The organism is Arthrobacter sp. MP_M4, from assembly GCF_035984855.1.
In the GTDB taxonomy this organism is placed as follows: domain Bacteria; phylum Actinomycetota; class Actinomycetes; order Actinomycetales; family Micrococcaceae; genus Arthrobacter.
In genome coordinates this window covers 53,597-69,930 of the sequence record NZ_JAXCHX010000011.1, presented here as the reverse complement: position 1 = coordinate 69,930, position 16,334 = coordinate 53,597, and the positions used below count along the sequence as shown (strand labels likewise).

The window sequence follows — 16,334 nt, the reverse complement described above, 5'->3', positions numbered from 1 at the left end:
GGGCCAGGCTCCGGAATGGGTGCCGGCGGAGGTACCGGGCCGGGCTCCGGTGGAAACGGGTTCCCGGGCGGGGGCTCGGGCGTGGTGGGCCCGGGTTCCGGCGGGAACGGCCCAGGTTCGAAGGGCGGTGGAATGGTCATGGCAGGCTCCTTCACTTGGTTCAGCTCGGATGGGATGCTTCGGCGCGGAACACCTTCAGTTCCCACGGCCGCAGATGCAGCCGGGGAACCGCAGCGTCGGCGGGGTAATTGGCCAGGACCAGTTCCGCGCTGTCCCACGCGAGCGGAACGTCGGCGCCGTCGAGCGCCACCTGCTGGTCCTGACCGGAGAAGTTGCCCAGCACCAGCAGCTTGGTATCCGGCAGCGAGCGCACGAAGGCGTAGACGTGCTCGTCCCGGGGCAGCAGCATGGTGAAATCCCCGTGCGAGACGACCGGCTCGGAGTGCCGCAGCCCGATCACCTTGCGGTAGAAGCTGTACACCGAGTCCGGGTCATCCACCTGGTCCGCGGCGTTGATGTGGTTGGCGTTCGGGTTCACCGCGATCCACGGCGAGCCGGTGGTGAAGCCTGCGTGCTGCGAGGCGTCCCATTGGACCGGGGTGCGGGCGTTGTCCCGGTTCAGCGGGGCCAGCGCTGCCAGGACGTCGGCGTCGGTGTGGCCCAGATGGGTGGTGGCTTCGCGGTGGTGGTTGAGGACCTCGATGTCCCGGTAGTCGCTGATCGCCCCGAACGTCATGTTGGTCATGCCGAGTTCCTCGCCCTGGTAAACGTAGGGCGTGCCGCGGTGCAGGTGCAGGATGCCGGCGAGCATCTTGGCGGAGAGCTCCCGGTGCGTGCCGTCGTCGCCGAACCGCGACACCGCGCGGGCTTGGTCGTGGTTGCCCCAGTAGAGGCTGTTCCAGCCGCGCTCCGCCAGCCCCGTCTGCCAGTGACCCAGGGTCGCCTTGAGGTCGGTGAGCTTGAGCTTCCTGGGACGCCACTTGTTCCCGTTCTCCTGGTCCAGGGCAACATGCTCAAACTGGAACACCATGTCCACCTCGGCCCGCTCCGGGTCGGTGAACAGGATGGCCTCGTCCACGGTGACGCCAGGCATTTCACCGACGGTCAGCAGCGGGCCGGGGCGCCCGGCGAACACCTCCCGGTGCATTTCCTGGAGAAACTCGTGGATCCGTGGCCCGCCAATGTAGAACGGGGTGCCGTCGCCGTAGAGCATTCCGGCGGCGATCGGCCCGTCCGGCAGTGCGGTGTCCTTGGAGATGAAGTTGATGACGTCCATCCGGAAACCGTCGACGCCGCGGTCCAGCCACCAGTTCATCATTTCGTAGACCGCCGCCCGGACCTCCGGGTTTTCCCAGTTCAGGTCCGGTTGCTTCCGGGAGAACAGGTGGAGGTAGTACTCGCCGGTGGCTTTGTCGAACTCCCAGGCCGGCCCGGAGAACGCTGATCCCCAGTTGTTCGGCTCCGCCCCGGAACCGGGTGAGCCAGGGGACGCGTCGCGCGGCGGCCGCCACCAGTACCAGTCCCGTTTCGGGTTGTCCTGGGAGGAGCGGGATTCCACGAACCAGGGATGTTCGTCCGAGGTGTGGTTGACCACCAGGTCCATGACAAGTTTCATGCCCCGGGCGTGCAGCCCGTCGGTGAGCTCCCGCAGTTCTTCGAGCGTTCCGAAGATCGGGTCCACGGTGCGGTAGTCGCTGATGTCGTAGCCGTTGTCATCCTGCGGGGATGTGTAGATCGGGGAGAGCCAGACGACGTCGACGCCCAGCCGGTGCAGGTAATCCAGCTTGCTGATGATGCCCCGCAGGTCCCCGATGCCGTCCCCGTTGGCGTCGGCAAAGCTGCGCGGGTAGATCTGATAGACGACGGCGCTCTGGAACCAATCGCGGGCCGGTGCCTCTGCGGATGCGTTTGTCGGTTGTTCTACCGTCATGGGGGCTCCTCGGCTTCTCCGGCGGGCTGCGGCGGACGGCCTCGGTGCCGGCCCGCCAACGTCTGATTATTGATCAGTTCCCGTGGGCAGGGAAGAGCCCGGCGGCGCGAGGTGCACCTCGACCGGCCCGGCCAGCGGCACGCTGGCTCAGTTTTGAGCGGTGATGGTCTTATCCCGGTCCTCGAAGACGTCCTCGCCCGGGCCGGTAAACGCCTTGGAACGCTCGATCGCCTCGATGGAGCCCGTGAACAGCTGGGAATCGTGCGGATCCGCCGGGTGGCGGCCGTGCTCGTCAGCGGCGGAGACCGTGCCCGGCTGCTTCGCTGAGCCGCTGGAAGCCCCAGGGGCGGGGGACGGGCCGGAATCCGGCGATGCGGCGCCCAGCGATTCGAGCCGGATGTGGGGGAGCGACCTCGGGTGTTCCTGCTGCAGGAACAGGACCAGCTCCTCGCGAATCAGGCAGCGCAAGTCAAAGAGCGCAGCGCTGTCCGCGGCGCTGACCAGGATGCGGACCCGGACGAAACCTGCGGTGGCGTCGGTGATCTGCAGGATGCCCACCCGCTTATCCCAGAGTTCGGTGCCAGCCAGGACCTTTTTGAGTTCGGCCCGCATGGCCTCCACCGGGGCGCGCCAGTCGAGATCGAATTCCACGGTGCCCATGACCTCGGACTGCCGCCGGGTCCAGTTCTCGAACGGGGTGGTGGTGAAGTACGTGGAGGGCAGGATCATCCGCCGGTCATCCCAGATGTGGACCACCACGTAGGTCAGGGTGATCTCCTCGATCCGGCCCCATTCCTTCTGTACCACCACAACGTCGTCCACCCGGATCGCGTCGGTGAAAGCCAGCTGGATGCCGGCGAAAACATTGACCAGGGAGGTCTGCGCGGCGAGGCCGGCGACAATCGAGATGACGCCGGCGGAGGCCAGCAGCCCGGCGCCGAGGGCCTGGATGGCAGGGAAGGTCAGCATCGCGATGCCCAGCGCCACGAGGGCGATCAGGGCAGTGCCGATCCGCCGGGCCAGGATCACCTGGGTGCGGAGCCGGCGGGCGCGCCGGTTGTCCGCCACGTCCACCCGGTAGCGGGTCAGCACCATCGTCTCGATGATGAGGACCACCGCGATGGCCAGCCACGCAATAGAGCCGATGAGCGCGATTTGGAGGGCATGGTCCACGGTGCGGCGCCAGTCGGCGTCGTCGGTGGTGAGGCTTAGGGCGATCCGGACCCCGATCAGGCAGAGCGCCAGGCGCAACGGCAGGCGCGCCACCCGGGAGGTCTCGCGGAGGGCGGGCCGGTTGCGGTTGAGCTGGAGAACAATCCGGCGCACCAGCCAGGACGCGAGGAGGCCCGCGGCCACGGCGAAGGCAACGGCAAGGGCTGGGGCGAGGAAAGGCAGGGCGGGATCGAGGAGGTCTTGCATTACTTAAGCTCTAGCAAGGTTCCGCGGCCAATTGAAATTGCGGGGACCCAACGTGGGTAGCGTCACGGCCGGAACGCCAGGTCTTCGAGTTCCGCCCGGGATGAGTGCCAAGGGTCTAAAGGCCTTTGTTTCTGCGCGTAAACCGCTGAGAATGGTCCAACCACTTTGTTTTTTCGGGGGAGAGTGCCATGCGCCGGACAGCGTCGTTCACCACAGCCATTTCCGCTTTCTGCGCCGCTGCCGTTCTCGCCGGGTGCGGGTCGACGCCGGCCGCACCTGCTACCAGTTCCCCGCCACCGTCGACGGCGACGGCAGCCCCGCAATCATCCAGTGCGACGCCGGCCACGTCCACGTCGGCGGCCGGCACCACTGCGCCGGCCGCCACGGTACCGGCGGGCTGGAAGACACATACGACGTCGGATGGCACCCTCGCGTTTGACTATCCGGAGACGTGGACCGTCAAGGACCCGGCAGATGAGCCTGCCGAGGGCGGGATCGCCGTGGACCTGGTCAGTGACTACGGGAAGACCATGGCCTCGCTGCGGACCAACATGGTTGTGGGGGCCGAGTGCACCGAGAAGTCTCCCTTCATGGTGTACGACTCTGCACCTGTCCCGGCCCTGGCCCAGGGCGGAATTACGCCGCGCTTTGTTTACGAGGGCCGCACCGAACCGGTTGCGGCGGATCCGGCAGCAGGTGACCCGGCGGCAGGTGACCCTGCTGCGGGTGACCCGGCAGCAGGTGACCCTGCGGCAGATGACCCGGCAGCAGGTGATCCGGCAGCGGATGCACCGGAGGAACCAGGTGCGGACCCGGCAGCGGATGCGCAGGCGGACCCGGCTACGGATGCGCAGGCGGACCCGGCTGCGGAGGAAGCTGGTGCGGACCCGGCTGTGGAGGAACCTGCGGACCCGGCGGCAGATGCCTCTGCTTCGGATAGCCCGGAGGAGACCGGCGGTGACCCGGACGCAGGCAACCCCGGGCCGACCCTCACTTTCGCCTACGGCATCACCTCGGCGCCCGAGCCCACCGGAGATACGGCCTGCCCTATCTTCCACTTCTTCAGCTGGCCGCCCAGCGGTGCTATGTTCGGCGGCGCGTACGATCCCATGGACACCACGCCGGGCGGTCCCGCGCATGTGGATACTCCCGAGGCTTACAAGGACACCCCCGAGTACAAGAACGTCAAGCAGGCGATCATGTCCCTGCGGCCTGCCGGAAAGCCATGACGTGAGGCGGCCGGCCTTGCTTGGCGGCCCCCGGTGCACCCGTGCGTGCGCAGCTCTTGGCTTGGTGCTGCTGGTGACGGCCTGTGTCCCGGCGTCGCCGAGTACCACCTCGCCGGATGGCACAACGACGGACAGCGCAACGCCGGCTGTCTCCCCGTCACCCGGGCCGGCCGCTCCGACACCCGCACCGGAGGGCCCGCCGTCGGGCTGGAAGACGTTCACCAACACCAGCGGAGACCTGTCGTTTGACTACCCTGTGGGCTGGACCGTCAAAGATCCCGGCGGTGCGCTCACCGGGGATTTCGTCGACGTGCTGAACCCGGCGGCGACGTTGGTGGCGGGGCTGCGGACCAACATCGTCACCGGATCGGAGTGCCGCGACAAGTCGCCGTACGAGGTCTACGACGCCGCGCCAATGCTCGCGCTCGCAGAGGCCGGGGGCGCCGACGGCGGAGTGCCCCGGTACGTCTTCGAGTCCCGGGGTGCGGACACCGGCACGGTGGCCACGCAGTCCACCGTTGCCGCGTTCGGTATCACCATGCTCCCGGAGGAGTCCGGTGATACGGCGTGCCCCATGTTCCACCTGTTCCTCTGGCCGCCCAGCGGCGCTTTCTTCGGCGGGACCTATAACCCGGAGTCCAACCAGACGCCCGGGGATCCCTCGCTGCCCTATCTGGAGAAGGCCAGGCTGTACGCGTCCACTCCCGAGTACCGGGACATCCGGACCATGATCACATCCCTGCGCCCGGCCATAGGAACAGCGGACAAATAGGAACGGCGGTCAAATAGGAACAGCGGACAAATAGCCATTAACGACAAAGCGGGCCGCCTGCCAGGCAACCCGCTCCGGGTCTTAGAGTTTGTCGGTTTTGTTGGTTCCGGTTCTTACGCGATCGTCGCGCGTCGCCGGAATGCGTTCGCGTCGTTCAGTGCTGGCGATCCCGCCGTTTAGACGGCGGGAACGTGGCGGTGCCGTCGGTGAGCCGGGGTGGGCAAGCCTGGCCTGTTGGTGCCAGTGCCGCCCCAGGCGTTGGAGCGGACTTCTTTGATGAGGCCGGTGCCGGCGCACTCGCGGACTGCCATGATTCCTTCCGCTGCCGCTCGTTTGTCCTCGTATGCCTTGGAAACCGCCAGTACCGTACCGTCGGGGCCGAGGAGCCTAAAACGGACGTTGGCCTCCGCGTCCGTGAAGATTTCGAATTGTCCTGCCATGGTGATGTCCTTCCCGTAATGCAGCACCGCGGGAAGACGTGGCACCTCCATGTGCCATGCCGTCTGCTCGACACCTTCCCCGCAGCGCACTCCACTATCCTTTCCGCAGCGTTCCGCAAGGGTTAGGGGCGAAGGTCCCTATGTGGAAAACCCAGCCAGTGCCGGTGGCGGCCTCCGTGCCGGGCGCTACATTGGGAGCATGGCTGAGTTTCCGAGAAACGATCCCGGCGAGATGGTCCGGCTGACGGCGCGGGTGGCTGGCGTGGTGCAGGCCGTGGGGTTCCGCTACTGGACGGTGCGCAAAGCCGGGGAACTGGGGCTGACCGGAACGGTACGGAACAACGACGACGGCACGGTGGCTATCGCCGCCGAGGGTGCCCAGCCGGTGGTGCTGGAGTTCCGCCGCTGGTTGCGCTCGCCGGACGCGCCGGGCCGGGTGGACAGCGTGGACGCAACCATTTCCCGGGCCACCGGCGAATTCAAGGACTTCGACGTGGCGTACTGACCCGCCCAGCTGTTTCTCCCGGGTTCAGGACCCTCGGCAGCAGGCGGGTTTTTGAGTAGGGTGGGGCCCATGCAGAAGATATCGCTCGACGCCCTTGCCCGTCAGCAGATGGCGGCCGCCGTGGCGGCACCCAGCGGACGTGCGGCTGATACTGCCTTTGGCGGCCATGAAAAGATCCTCCGCCAGACGGTGATGGCCTTCCGGGCCGGCACCCAGCTCAGCGAGCACCAGAATCCCGGCGAGGCCACGGTGTTTGTGCTCCGCGGGTGCGTCCGGCTCCGCTCCGGCGATGAGTCCTGGCAAGGAAAGAGCGGTGACCTCCTGATCGTGCCGGACGGGCTGCACAGCCTGGAAGCGGAAGAGGACTCGGCGATCCTGATGACCGTCGCGAAAATTAGGACCTGACGGCTCACCCGCGGAGGCCGGTGGGGGCAAGCCGGGGCGGTCCCGGATTGCAGCAAGGAGCAGCACATGAGTGTCATTCCTTTCGACCGGATCCAGCAGACCCGGCGGTGGTGGGCTCGGGCCGCCTACGCCGCGGTTTTGTGCGCAGCGGCGGTCCTGCTGGTATCTGCCGGTGTAGCGGGGACTGTTGCGCTGCTGCTCACCGGTGCCGCTGGCATCGTGGTGACCCTCGTCGGGATCTACTGGTTCCTGACCAACCGTGGCGCCTTGCGCTGGGGTGCGCTGGCGCTGGCAGGGCTCGCTCCGCTGGTGGTTCTGTTTCTCTTCATCCAGGCCGGGTTGCTATGGGAAATCGTCCTCACGCTGGCGCTGGTGTTTGGGGCGCTGGTCTGCGCGCGGGCCGCCCTCCGGGAGCACCGGGCGGAGCTACAGGTGGCTGAGCACCCCGCGCCGGCGGTGCGGCATCCTTTTGTGGTGATGAATCCGCGTGCCGGTGGCGGCAAGGTGGTGAAGTTCGATCTGCAGCGGAAAGCGGAACAACTCGGCGCCGAGGTGGCGTTGCTTCAGGGACCGGGGAGGGTGGACGTCGCTGCCCTGGCCCGGGACGCGGTGGCGCGGGGAGCCGATCTGCTCGGTGTCGCCGGCGGTGACGGTACCCAGGCGCTGGTCGCTGGCATCGCTGCCGACCATGATCTACCGTTCCTGGTGATCAGCGCCGGCACCCGCAACCACTTTGCCCTGGACCTCGGCCTGGACCGGGAAGACCCCGTTACCGGCCTCGAGGCTCTCCGTGACGGCGTGGAACTGCACGTCGATCTTGGCAAGATCAACGGCCGTACGTTCGTGAACAACTCCTCCTTCGGGGTCTACGCCGAGGTGGTGCAGAGCCCGGAGTACCGCAATGACAAAGCCGGTACCGTGCTGCAGATGCTTCCGGACCTGATCCAGGGGGACAGGGGTGCCCGCCTTTTGGTCAACCTCGACGGCGTCACCGTGGACGGGCCCCAGGCCGTCCTGGTCAGCAATGGGCCCTACGGCAGCCACGACCTTGCCGGCCTGGGCCGCCGCACCCGGCTGGACCGGGGCGTGCTCGGCGCGGTGACGCTCTCTGTCATCAGCCCCCGGAAGGCCGTTGGCCTGTTGCGCCGGGCCTCCAAGCGCGGCCTGATCCAGCGCACCGCGAAGGAGGTGGTGGTCGACGCCGACGTACCCGAGATTCCGGTCGGGGTGGACGGAGAGGCGCTGCTGTTCGCTACCCCGGTGCGGTGCACCATCGAACCCGGCGCCCTGCGGGTCCTGGTGCCGCGGAACCGGCCGGGAGTCCTGCCAGATCAGCCGGAACTCGATCTGGTCCGGCTCCGGGAGCTGGCATGGGGGCGTGGGCGGCAACCCGGCGGTCCGGCTCCGGCGTACAGTGACCTTACTGAATGAGTTTTGACGAAGCAGGCAGCCAATACCCTCCCGCAGAGTCGCGGGAGGCCAGAGTATGTGAACAGCTAAGGACATCATGCGCACCCGATACCTACTCCCCGTCCTCACCGTCGCCACAGCGCTCTCGCTCTCCGGCTGCGTCAACAACAGCGAACCCGCCGCCACCGGCGGAGCATCCGGCGGCGCATCCGGAACCGCGGACGCCATCGACGTGCAAAAGAGCGACTCCATCGCCGCGATGCTCCCGGAGAAAATCAAGAGCGCCGGCGTCCTGAACGTCGGCATGGCCAACAACTACCCGCCCAACGAGTTCAAGGACGATAACGGTGCGCCGGCAGGCTGGTCGGTGGACCTCACCAACGCCCTGGGCAAGGTCATGGGCTTGAAGGTCAACTTCGATATCGGCACGTTCGACAACATCCTGCCCGCCGTGCGCGCCGGCAAGGACGACATGGGCATGTCCTCGTTCACGGACACGCTGGAACGCGAAAAGCAGGTGGACTTCGTCAACTACTACTCCGCCGGAATCCAGTGGGCCGCGCCGAAGGGCAAGACCGTGGACCCCGAGAACGCCTGCGGGCTGAAGGTCGCCGTCCAGGCCACCACATACGAGGACACCCACGAAGTGCCCGCCAAGTCCAAGGCCTGCACCGACGCCGGCAAGCCCGCCATCACCATCTTCAAGTACGACGCGCAGGACCAGGCCACCAACGCCCTGGTGGTGGGACAGGTCGACGCCATGAGCGCCGACTCGCCCGTGACCCTCTACGCCATCTCCAAGACCAAGGACAAGCTGCAGACCGCCGGCAACGCCTTCGAAGTGGCGCCCTACGGCATCCCAGTGGCCCAGGGCAGCGAGTTCACCCCGGTCCTGCAGAAGGCGCTCCAGTCACTGATCGACGACGGCACCTACACCAAGATCCTGTCCAAGTGGGGCGTGGAAGCCGGCGGAGTCAAGACGGCGGACCTCAATGTGGCAGCCAAAGGGTGATAGCCCATGAGCGAGCCTGAACCCGGCCGGATGCTGGAAGCGGAACCCGGCGGGGCGCCGTCGGCCGGCAGGAAACACCACGCTGACGACGCCCCGGCGGAAGCGATTGTCGCCATCCCGCTGCGCCACCCCTGGCGGAACGCGGTGGCGGTGGTCCTGGTCCTTGGGCTGGCGGTCTTTGTGCTGGACGCCGCCCAGCGCCCGGACTTCGGCTGGCCCGACGTCGGCAAGTACATCTTTGACCGCCGGATCAGCCAGGCAGCGTGGGTGACACTGTGGCTGACCATCTACGCGATGATCGGCGCGATCGTCATTGGACTGCTGTTGGCCATCATGCGGCTCTCGCCGAACCCGGTGCTGAAGAGCATTGCCTGGCTGTACATCTGGATTTTCCGCGGCACCCCGGTCTACGTCCAGCTGGTTTTCTGGGGCATTGTGTCCTTGATCTACCCGGTGTTCACGCTGGGGATTCCGTTCACGACGCCGTGGGTCACCATTCCGAATGAGGTTTTCACCAACCTGTTCGTCACCGCGGTGATCGGGCTGGCCCTCAACGAGGCCGCGTACATGTCCGAGATCGTGCGTGCCGGGCTGCTGTCCGTTGATGAGGGCCAGGAGGAGGCGTCGACGGCGCTGGCCATGTCCTGGGGTCAGACGATGCGCTTCGTCGTGGTTCCGCAGGCCATGAAGATCATCATCCCGCCCACGGGCAATGAGGTGATCTCGATGCTCAAGACCACATCCCTGGTGGCCGCGATTCCGCTGAGTATCGACCTATACGGCGTCTCCCGCGGGATTTCCGCGGTGACGTTCACCCCGGTGCCGCTGCTGATCGTGGCGTCCCTCTGGTACCTGCTGTTCACCTCGGTCCTGATGGTGGGGCAGCACTTCATCGAGAAGCGGTTCTCCCGCGGCACCGGACGGGTCAAAACGGACAAGGAACCGACGGCGCCGGGCCCGGCGCCGGCGGCAGGTCCCGGCACGCCCGGCACCCCGCTCGGCACTGACTTTGGAGGAAAAGGATGACGGACGCGCCGATGGTCCTTGCGGAGCGGGTCTCCAAGAATTTCGGCACCAACAAGGTGCTGCGCGGCATCAGCCTCGAAGTCGACTCCGGGGAGGTGCTCTGCATTGTGGGCCCCAGTGGTTCGGGCAAGTCCACCTTCCTGCGGTGCATCAACCACCTCGAACGGGTGGACGGCGGCCGGCTGTCGGTGGACGGGCAGCTGGTGGGATACCGCCAAAAAGGCGACAAGCTCTACGAGCTCAAACTCAAGGAAGCGGCCTTCCAGCGCCAGGAAATCGGCATGGTCTTCCAGCGGTTCAACCTCTTTCCGCACCTGACCGCGGTGGAGAACATCATCCTGGCGCCCATGCGGGTGAAGGGAATCTCCAAGGCCAAAGCCACGGCCCGTGCCATGGAATTGCTGGAGCGGGTGGGACTGGGGGACAAGGGCGACGCGTATCCGGCGCACCTGTCCGGCGGGCAGCAGCAGCGCGTCGCCATTGCCCGGGCCCTGGCCATGGACCCGAAGCTGATGCTCTTCGACGAGCCCACCAGCGCCCTGGACCCGGAGCTTGTGGGTGAGGTGCTGGACGTCATGAAGGAACTGGCCAAGAGCGGCATGACCATGATCGTGGTGACCCACGAGATGGGGTTCGCCCGCGAAGTGGCAGACACGCTGGTCTTCATGGACGAAGGCGTGGTGGTGGAAGCCGGCCCACCCCGGCAGGTCCTGAGCGCTCCGCAACATGACCGGACCAAGGCGTTCCTTTCCAAGGTCCTCTAAGGCCCGCGGCGGCCGGTCCGGTTCGATTTTGCCCGGGCTTGTGGGACAGACTGTTGCCGTGAGCAACTCTCCCCGGACCGGCCTCGCCATCGCAGGCCTCAGCCTGGGCACGGCCCTGAACCCGCTGAACTCTTCCATGATCGCCGTGGCCCTCGTGGTGCTGCGTGCGGACTTCGGGCTCGACGTCGCCACCGTCACCTGGGTGATCACCTCCTTCTATCTCACCTCCGCGGCAGGCCAACCGTTGATGGGCCGGCTGGCGGACCGGTTCGGGCCCAGGCGGCTGTTCATCGTCGGCATGGCGCTCGTGGCCGTTACCTGCGCGGTGGCACCGTTCGCGCCGAACTTCGCCGTGCTCTGCGTGGCCCGCGCGTTCATGGCCCTTGGGACAGCGACCGCCTACCCGAGTGCGGTCGTGATGGTCGGTGCCCTGGCGAAGCTCGCACAGGTGAAATCCACCCGGCCGCTGGGCCGGATCCAGATGGCCAACACCTCGGCCGCCGCCGTCGGGCCGGTGGTGGGCGGGCTGTTAGTGGGCTTCGTCGGCTGGGAGGCCCTGTTCCTGATCAACGTCCCGCTGGCCCTGGCCGCCATCGTCCTGGTCCGGCAATTCGCGCCGGCAGATGAGGAGCGGGAACGCGGCCGCGCCGCTGACCTGCTGCGGGACTCGGACATCCCCGGCATCCTGGCATTCACCGGCTCCCTGGTGCTGGTGATGATGGCGCTGCTCAACGTGGTGCCCGGCTACCGCTGGTGGCTGCTCGGCGCAGGCACGCTGCTCGCCGTGCTCTTTGTGTGGCGCGAACTGCGTTTTGCCCCGCCGTTCCTGGACCTGCGGCTGCTGGGCCGGAACCGACCGCTGCTGCTGGTCTACCTCGGCTTTGCGCTGTTCAACGGTGTCTACTATTTCGCGTTTTTTGGCCTGCCCCAGCTGCTGCAGGAAGCCGGCGGCTACGCGCCCGGCGTCGTGGGCCTGCTGATGCTGCCGCTGGCGGCGATGTCGGTGGTGGTCACGCCGGTCGCGGTCCGCGCGATCGACCGCTTCGGGGTGAAGCGGGTGCTGGTCGCCGGCGTCGTGCTGCTCATTGTGGCGTCGGGCACCATGTGGCTCCTGACGGGGTCATTGGCCGTTCCGTTGGTGATCGCGCTGACCGCCCTGCTGGGGGTGCCCTACGGGGTGGTCAGCATCGCGTCGAGCCAGGGCATGTACCTGTCCACCCGGCCGGAGGAACGTGGGGTGGCCGCCGGGATCTTCCAGACTTGCCGGTACCTCGGGGCCATCACCGCCACCGTGCTGATCGGGATCTTCTACGGCACGGGCGTCACCCAGGCCAACTGGGAGCTCATGGTGCTGGTGATGCTGGGGCTCGGGTCGGTGGTGTTTATCGTGTCGCTGCTGTGGCGGGAGCAGAGGAGCTGATGGTCCCGCACCTCAGCATTTTCGCTGCTGAACGACTCAGAGCTCTGCGGCCAGGGCCGCCGGAAGGTCGGTCAGGGCGGTCACGGTGATATCCGGGGCCCGGAAGTGCTGGGGGTAGGGTTCACCGTTCCTGTTCAGCCAGGCCGTGCGCAACCCCGCGCGGGCTGCGCCGTGGATGTCCCACGGATGGACGGCCACCAGCAGCATCCCGGTGGGCTCCGTCCCGGCGGCTGCAGCAGCGTAGTCGTAGGAGGCCCGGGCAGGCTTCCAACAGGGCGCATCTTCGACGGAGAGGAGCAAATCGAACCGATCCCGAATTCCCGCCTCGCTGAACAGCTTCTCGGCGATGCGGGCCGATCCGTTGCTCAGGGTGATCAGCCGGAAACCGGCTGCGGAGAGTGCCCGGATTCCGTCAGGAACGTCCGGATGCACCGCCAGCCCGGCCATGCCGTTCAGAACGTGGTCCACAGCGGCGTCGAGGGGGCGGTCAAGCTCCGTGCCGGTAAGAAGCCGGCGCAGCACGTCGGCTCCGATGTCCGCAAACGATGCATTATCGCCGCTGGCTGTGAGGGCGAAACCGTCGCGCAGCAGAGTAGCGAACCAGAGCTTGGCCAGTTCGGCAGGCACCCCGACGTCGCTGAACCGCTGCCCAAGGGCCGACATGTCGGAAAGGGTCTCGTTGACGTCAAAGACCACAACGGGCGGGGCGGTGCTCATGGTTCTCCCAGGGGTTTAGGCGGCGCGCTTGTTCCAGTCTGCAGGTTTCCCGCCGGCGAGGGAACAGCCTGGGGGCGTGGAAGCTGCTCTGTCAGCAGCACGCCTACTCGCCGAGCTTGAAGCTGCTCTGTCAGCAGCACGCCTACTCGCCGAGCTTGATCTTGCGCCAGCCGCCCGCCCGGTTGTTGGCAATGATGGCCTTGAACATTGTGACAAGAGCTTCTTTGTTCACAGCCTCGCCCTCATGGAAAGCAACCGTGCGGGCTGTTTTGTTGGCGTGACCGGCGGTGATGATGTGGTCCGGATCCGGCACGATGCCGCCGTCGTAAAGGAAGACGTTGACGTGGTCTTTCGCGGCGAGGAGGGCGCAGATGTTCCCGTCCAGGACGAAATACGGCTGGACCGAGCGCTTGATGGTTTCCTCGACGGCGGGGTCGGCGGCGTGGACCAGCTCGCGTACCTGCTGGCAAATGTCCTGCTGCCACGGCGGCAGGCCGCTGATGTACTGGTCAACTCTCGGGTCAGCCATGGTGAAATTATGCCCCGCTGCCTCACTTGCGGCCACCAAGGACTGCCCGCAGTTTCTCGAGAGATTCGGTCCACCCGTTGCGGTGCAGGTCCAGCCGCTCCTCTGTGCGGAACGGTCCCTGTAAGAGTACTAACCGCGTGCCGTCGCCGGCGTTTAGGAGGGAAATTTCAACGAGGGTTTCCTGATCGTCGGGCGCGGGTTCCTCCCAGCGGAAGGTGTAGGCCAGCCGCCACGGGGCATCGATCTCCTGGAACTCGCCCGAGAGGTGGAACGGTTCGCCGTCCGGCGGCGTCATGCTGAACCGGTACCGGCCTCCTACCGCGAGGTTTACCTCCGCTGCGGGGATGGTGAAGCCGTGCGGGCCCCACCACGCCACCAGTTCGGTTGGTTCGGTCAGCTTCTGGAAGACCTCTTCCGGGCGGGCTTCGAGCGTGAATTCCAGGTTCAAAACCAGCCCACCGGTTCCTTCGTTCATTCTCCAACTGTGGCACCCGGCGGACGTTGGTGGAAGGGAAGCGGGCCCTGCGGGACACCCTGTAGTTATGTGTCGGCCGCGGCCTAGCGCTGGGCCTCCCGCTGCAGGGCGTCGTCGTGCTGGGCGTGGGCGCGGCGGATCAGGTCCTTGAACTCGGTTTCGTGGTGGATAAGCCGCTTGTATTTCTCCGGCAGGGCCCGGAGCTGAGCTTCTTCGCTGACCATCTTGGCGAAGATGCGTTCCCGCTCCGTTATGTCGGTCTCGTAGGTGAGGTCGAGGTAGTCCGTGGCGTGCCGCTTGGCGCCCGAGACGGCGTTCTTCGCCTTGCCCTTCGGGCTGAAGATAGACGCCAGGACGGTGAACGTGAGGACTCCGAGAATCACCAGGAGTGAGGCGCCGGTGCTGATCTCGAGGACTTTGACGTGTTCGCCGTCGTTGATGAACGGCAGGGTGTTCTCGTGGAGGGCGTGCAGGACGAGTTTGACGCCGATGAAGCCCAGCACGGCGGCGAGGCCGTAGGAAAGGTAGATGAGCCGGTCCAGCAGGCCGTCGATGAGGAAGAACAGCTGCCGCAGTCCCATCAGGGAGAACGCGGTGGCTGTGAAGACCACATAGACGTTCTGGGTCAGGCCGAAGATCGCCGGAATGGAGTCCAGCGCGAACAGGATGTCTGTTCCGCCGATGGCCACCATCACCAGGAGCATCGGGGTGAGGACGCGTTTGCCGTTTTCGACCGTGAAAAGCTTGTCGCCGTCGTAGTGCGAGGAGGCGGGGAGGAACTTCTTGGCGAGGCGGACCACCAAAGGGTCGGAGTCGTCGTCGTGCGAGTGGGGCCGGAGCAGGTTGCCGGCGGTGAGCAGCAGGATGAGGCCGAAGATGTAGAACACCCAGGAGAAGCTGTTGATCAGGGCGGCGCCGAGGAAGATGAACGCCGTCCGGGCGATCAGGGAGAAGACGATTCCGAAGAGCAGCACCTTCTGCTGGTCGGCGCGGGGGACCCGGAAGCTGGCCATGATGATGAGGAAGACGAAGAGGTTGTCAACGGAGAGGGCCTTCTCCGTGACGTAGCCGGCGAAGTACTCCGTGCCCATGTCCACGCCGCCGAAAATCAAGACCCCGACGCCGAACAGGAGGGCCGCGCCGACGTAGATCGAAGACCAGATGGCTGATTCGCGAAGGCTGGGGGTATGGGCCTTGCGGACGTGGAAAAAGAAATCGAAGGCCAGCAGGCCCACTATTCCGATGATCGTGAATATCCAGACAATGGTGGGGACTTGCATGCTGCCTCATTTGGTGTCGGCCGGTATGGTCGGCGGGGGCTGGTCACCCTGCAAACGAGTGTCATGCCCGTCCAGTGCCGGAATGCCGGCGTTTTACGAAAACTGTGCCGCAGTGCCCTCAGTTGGTCAGCGCCGGGATGATGGCGCCCGAGAACACCTGCCATGCGAGGGCGGTCTTGGCGATGAGGCTAAGAGTGATGTACACCCGTTCGCCATAGAGGTAGTCACGCCATGGCCCCACCTGGCGGTATTGGAGCCACTGGTTAATCGCGAAAGTGTTGAAGAACAGGAACAGCGAGATGATGATGCCGTAGACGAAGGCTGGCGGCCCCACCGTGCTCGTCGATCCGGGGGAAAGGAAATAGATCAGGATCACGATCCAGGGCACCACCCCGGCCATTGACCCCAGGACGAAGGGCAGGAAATTGCCGCTGCCGGGCTTCTCGTACTTTTCCTGCAGTGCCCCGAAGCCAATCATCGCGGCGTTGGCGGCGAAGAGTGAGATCAGGGCGGCGATATCGGTGATGCCTGTTGTCTGGGCGATGAGCCAGATCATTACAGAGGAACTCAGCGCGTACTCGACCCAGCGGAAGTAGTTGTGGTTCGCTCTGAGCCCGGCACCGTAGCGCGGGAAGAAAAGGGGCGACGCGACGGCGAAGTGGAAGAGCGCTGAGAGGGCGAGGAACACGACAACACCGGCACCCACATTGACGGCAAAGAGCTCCACGCGCTCAGGTGGAACGGGGAAGCCGGGAGGGCCCGCCAGGTAGTCCGCCGTCACACCGAAAGTCACCTGCGTGCTCAGCATGGTGAGGATGATGGCAAAGCCGATGGCCTGGACGAGGTGCAGAGAGCCGGCTACGAGGTTATACGGGCGAAGACGGCGAATGCTGTCATCGGCAGTCCTGGGTGTGCGCGCCATGGGTGCTCCTCGATGAACGGCCAAACACTCTGTGATGCCCACGATAGCAGTCAGGCGCCCGTGCGGGATCACACCTATA

17 protein-coding genes are annotated in these 16,334 nt (G+C 66.1%); 9 read left to right on the top strand and 8 right to left on the bottom strand.

All coding sequences use genetic code 11. The annotated features are described in order from the left end of the window. Positions 1 to 160 precede the first annotated feature (160 nt). Both RCH15_RS10275 and RCH15_RS10270 read right to left on the bottom strand, forming a co-directional pair. Entirely contained in the window at positions 161 to 1,930 is a 1,770-nt protein-coding gene (locus tag RCH15_RS10275; RefSeq protein WP_326960571.1) for a glycoside hydrolase family 13 protein, read from the bottom strand. Positions 1,931 to 2,077: 147 nt separating this feature from the next. Further along, entirely contained in the window at positions 2,078 to 3,349 is a 1,272-nt protein-coding gene (locus RCH15_RS10270; protein WP_326960570.1) for a mechanosensitive ion channel family protein, read from the bottom strand. A gap of 188 nt (positions 3,350 to 3,537) precedes the next feature. Here RCH15_RS10270 and RCH15_RS10265 point away from each other — a divergent pair, with 188 nt between their 5' ends. Both RCH15_RS10265 and RCH15_RS10260 read left to right on the top strand, forming a co-directional pair. Further along, entirely contained in the window at positions 3,538 to 4,578 is a 1,041-nt protein-coding gene (locus RCH15_RS10265) for a hypothetical protein (protein ID WP_326960569.1), read from the top strand. Between the two features lie 73 nt (positions 4,579 to 4,651). Next, complete coding sequence (locus RCH15_RS10260; protein ID WP_326960568.1) at positions 4,652 to 5,350, top strand: hypothetical protein; 699 nt, start codon at positions 4,652 to 4,654, stop codon at positions 5,348 to 5,350. 176 nt (positions 5,351 to 5,526) lie between these two features. Here the strand turns inward: RCH15_RS10260 and RCH15_RS10255 are convergent, their stop codons facing one another. Next, complete coding sequence (locus tag RCH15_RS10255) at positions 5,527 to 5,790, bottom strand: YegP family protein (RefSeq protein WP_326960566.1); 264 nt, start codon at positions 5,788 to 5,790, stop codon at positions 5,527 to 5,529. A gap of 199 nt (positions 5,791 to 5,989) precedes the next feature. On the opposite strand from RCH15_RS10255, the gene RCH15_RS10250 reads away from it, so the two are divergent. The 7 genes from RCH15_RS10250 (at position 5,990) to RCH15_RS10220 (ending at position 12,332) form a co-directional block, all read left to right on the top strand. Further along, positions 5,990 to 6,295, top strand: coding sequence for an acylphosphatase (locus RCH15_RS10250; protein ID WP_326960564.1), 306 nt, complete (start codon positions 5,990 to 5,992; stop codon positions 6,293 to 6,295). A 69-nt stretch (positions 6,296 to 6,364) separates the two neighbouring features. Then, positions 6,365 to 6,700 (top strand): cupin domain-containing protein, encoded by a 336-nt coding sequence (locus RCH15_RS10245; protein ID WP_326960562.1) that lies wholly within the window; start codon positions 6,365 to 6,367, stop codon positions 6,698 to 6,700. 66 nt (positions 6,701 to 6,766) lie between these two features. Further along, on the top strand, positions 6,767 to 8,131 hold the full coding sequence (locus RCH15_RS10240; RefSeq protein WP_326960560.1) for a diacylglycerol/lipid kinase family protein: 1,365 nt from the start codon (positions 6,767 to 6,769) through the stop codon (positions 8,129 to 8,131). Positions 8,132 to 8,207: 76 nt separating this feature from the next. Next, positions 8,208 to 9,122: an ABC transporter substrate-binding protein gene (locus tag RCH15_RS10235; protein ID WP_326960558.1), complete on the top strand. Its 915-nt coding sequence runs from the start codon at positions 8,208 to 8,210 to the stop codon at positions 9,120 to 9,122. Positions 9,123 to 9,128: 6 nt separating this feature from the next. After that, on the top strand, positions 9,129 to 10,148 hold the full coding sequence (locus tag RCH15_RS10230; protein WP_326960556.1) for an amino acid ABC transporter permease: 1,020 nt from the start codon (positions 9,129 to 9,131) through the stop codon (positions 10,146 to 10,148). After that, positions 10,145 to 10,912: an amino acid ABC transporter ATP-binding protein gene (locus RCH15_RS10225; RefSeq protein ID WP_326960554.1), complete on the top strand. Its 768-nt coding sequence runs from the start codon at positions 10,145 to 10,147 to the stop codon at positions 10,910 to 10,912. The genes RCH15_RS10230 and RCH15_RS10225 overlap by 4 nt, the downstream gene beginning before the upstream one ends. 58 nt (positions 10,913 to 10,970) lie before the next feature. After that, positions 10,971 to 12,332 carry an MFS transporter gene (locus tag RCH15_RS10220; protein WP_326960552.1) on the top strand — a complete coding sequence of 454 codons (1,362 nt, stop codon included), beginning with the start codon at positions 10,971 to 10,973 and terminating at the stop codon, positions 12,330 to 12,332. Positions 12,333 to 12,368: 36 nt separating this feature from the next. Here the strand turns inward: RCH15_RS10220 and RCH15_RS10215 are convergent, their stop codons facing one another. From RCH15_RS10215 to heR, 5 genes are all read right to left on the bottom strand, one after another. Beyond that, positions 12,369 to 13,049 carry a haloacid dehalogenase type II gene (locus tag RCH15_RS10215; protein ID WP_326960550.1) on the bottom strand — a complete coding sequence of 227 codons (681 nt, stop codon included), beginning with the start codon at positions 13,047 to 13,049 and terminating at the stop codon, positions 12,369 to 12,371. Positions 13,050 to 13,191: 142 nt separating this feature from the next. Beyond that, positions 13,192 to 13,578, bottom strand: coding sequence for a DUF1801 domain-containing protein (locus tag RCH15_RS10210; RefSeq protein ID WP_326960548.1), 387 nt, complete (start codon positions 13,576 to 13,578; stop codon positions 13,192 to 13,194). 22 nt (positions 13,579 to 13,600) lie between these two features. Beyond that, entirely contained in the window at positions 13,601 to 14,053 is a 453-nt protein-coding gene (locus RCH15_RS10205; protein WP_326960546.1) for an SRPBCC family protein, read from the bottom strand. Between the two features lie 83 nt (positions 14,054 to 14,136). Next, complete coding sequence (locus tag RCH15_RS10200; protein WP_326960543.1) at positions 14,137 to 15,333, bottom strand: TerC family protein; 1,197 nt, start codon at positions 15,331 to 15,333, stop codon at positions 14,137 to 14,139. A 118-nt stretch (positions 15,334 to 15,451) separates the two neighbouring features. Next, positions 15,452 to 16,255, bottom strand: a complete 804-nt coding sequence (gene heR / locus RCH15_RS10195; RefSeq protein WP_326960541.1) for a heliorhodopsin HeR — start codon at positions 16,253 to 16,255, stop codon at positions 15,452 to 15,454. Between the last annotated feature and the right edge of the window lie 79 nt (positions 16,256 to 16,334).

What these genes read in the sequence shown, in the direction of transcription:
- RCH15_RS10275 (WP_326960571.1), bottom strand. Translation starts at nt 1,930, where the DNA reads ATGACGGTAGAACAACCGACAAACGCATCCGCAGAGGCACCGGCCCGC.
- RCH15_RS10270 (WP_326960570.1), bottom strand. Translation starts at nt 3,349, where the DNA reads ATGCAAGACCTCCTCGATCCCGCCCTGCCTTTCCTCGCCCCAGCCCTT.
- RCH15_RS10265 (WP_326960569.1), top strand. Translation starts at nt 3,538, where the DNA reads ATGCGCCGGACAGCGTCGTTCACCACAGCCATTTCCGCTTTCTGCGCC.
- RCH15_RS10255 (WP_326960566.1), bottom strand. Translation starts at nt 5,790, where the DNA reads ATGGCAGGACAATTCGAAATCTTCACGGACGCGGAGGCCAACGTCCGT.
- RCH15_RS10250 (WP_326960564.1), top strand. Translation starts at nt 5,990, where the DNA reads ATGGCTGAGTTTCCGAGAAACGATCCCGGCGAGATGGTCCGGCTGACG.
- RCH15_RS10245 (WP_326960562.1), top strand. Translation starts at nt 6,365, where the DNA reads ATGCAGAAGATATCGCTCGACGCCCTTGCCCGTCAGCAGATGGCGGCC.
- RCH15_RS10240 (WP_326960560.1), top strand. Translation starts at nt 6,767, where the DNA reads ATGAGTGTCATTCCTTTCGACCGGATCCAGCAGACCCGGCGGTGGTGG.
- RCH15_RS10235 (WP_326960558.1), top strand. Translation starts at nt 8,208, where the DNA reads ATGCGCACCCGATACCTACTCCCCGTCCTCACCGTCGCCACAGCGCTC.
- RCH15_RS10230 (WP_326960556.1), top strand. Translation starts at nt 9,129, where the DNA reads ATGAGCGAGCCTGAACCCGGCCGGATGCTGGAAGCGGAACCCGGCGGG.
- RCH15_RS10225 (WP_326960554.1), top strand. Translation starts at nt 10,145, where the DNA reads ATGACGGACGCGCCGATGGTCCTTGCGGAGCGGGTCTCCAAGAATTTC.
- RCH15_RS10215 (WP_326960550.1), bottom strand. Translation starts at nt 13,049, where the DNA reads ATGAGCACCGCCCCGCCCGTTGTGGTCTTTGACGTCAACGAGACCCTT.
- RCH15_RS10210 (WP_326960548.1), bottom strand. Translation starts at nt 13,578, where the DNA reads ATGGCTGACCCGAGAGTTGACCAGTACATCAGCGGCCTGCCGCCGTGG.
- RCH15_RS10205 (WP_326960546.1), bottom strand. Translation starts at nt 14,053, where the DNA reads ATGAACGAAGGAACCGGTGGGCTGGTTTTGAACCTGGAATTCACGCTC.
- RCH15_RS10200 (WP_326960543.1), bottom strand. Translation starts at nt 15,333, where the DNA reads ATGCAAGTCCCCACCATTGTCTGGATATTCACGATCATCGGAATAGTG.
- heR (WP_326960541.1), bottom strand. Translation starts at nt 16,255, where the DNA reads ATGGCGCGCACACCCAGGACTGCCGATGACAGCATTCGCCGTCTTCGC.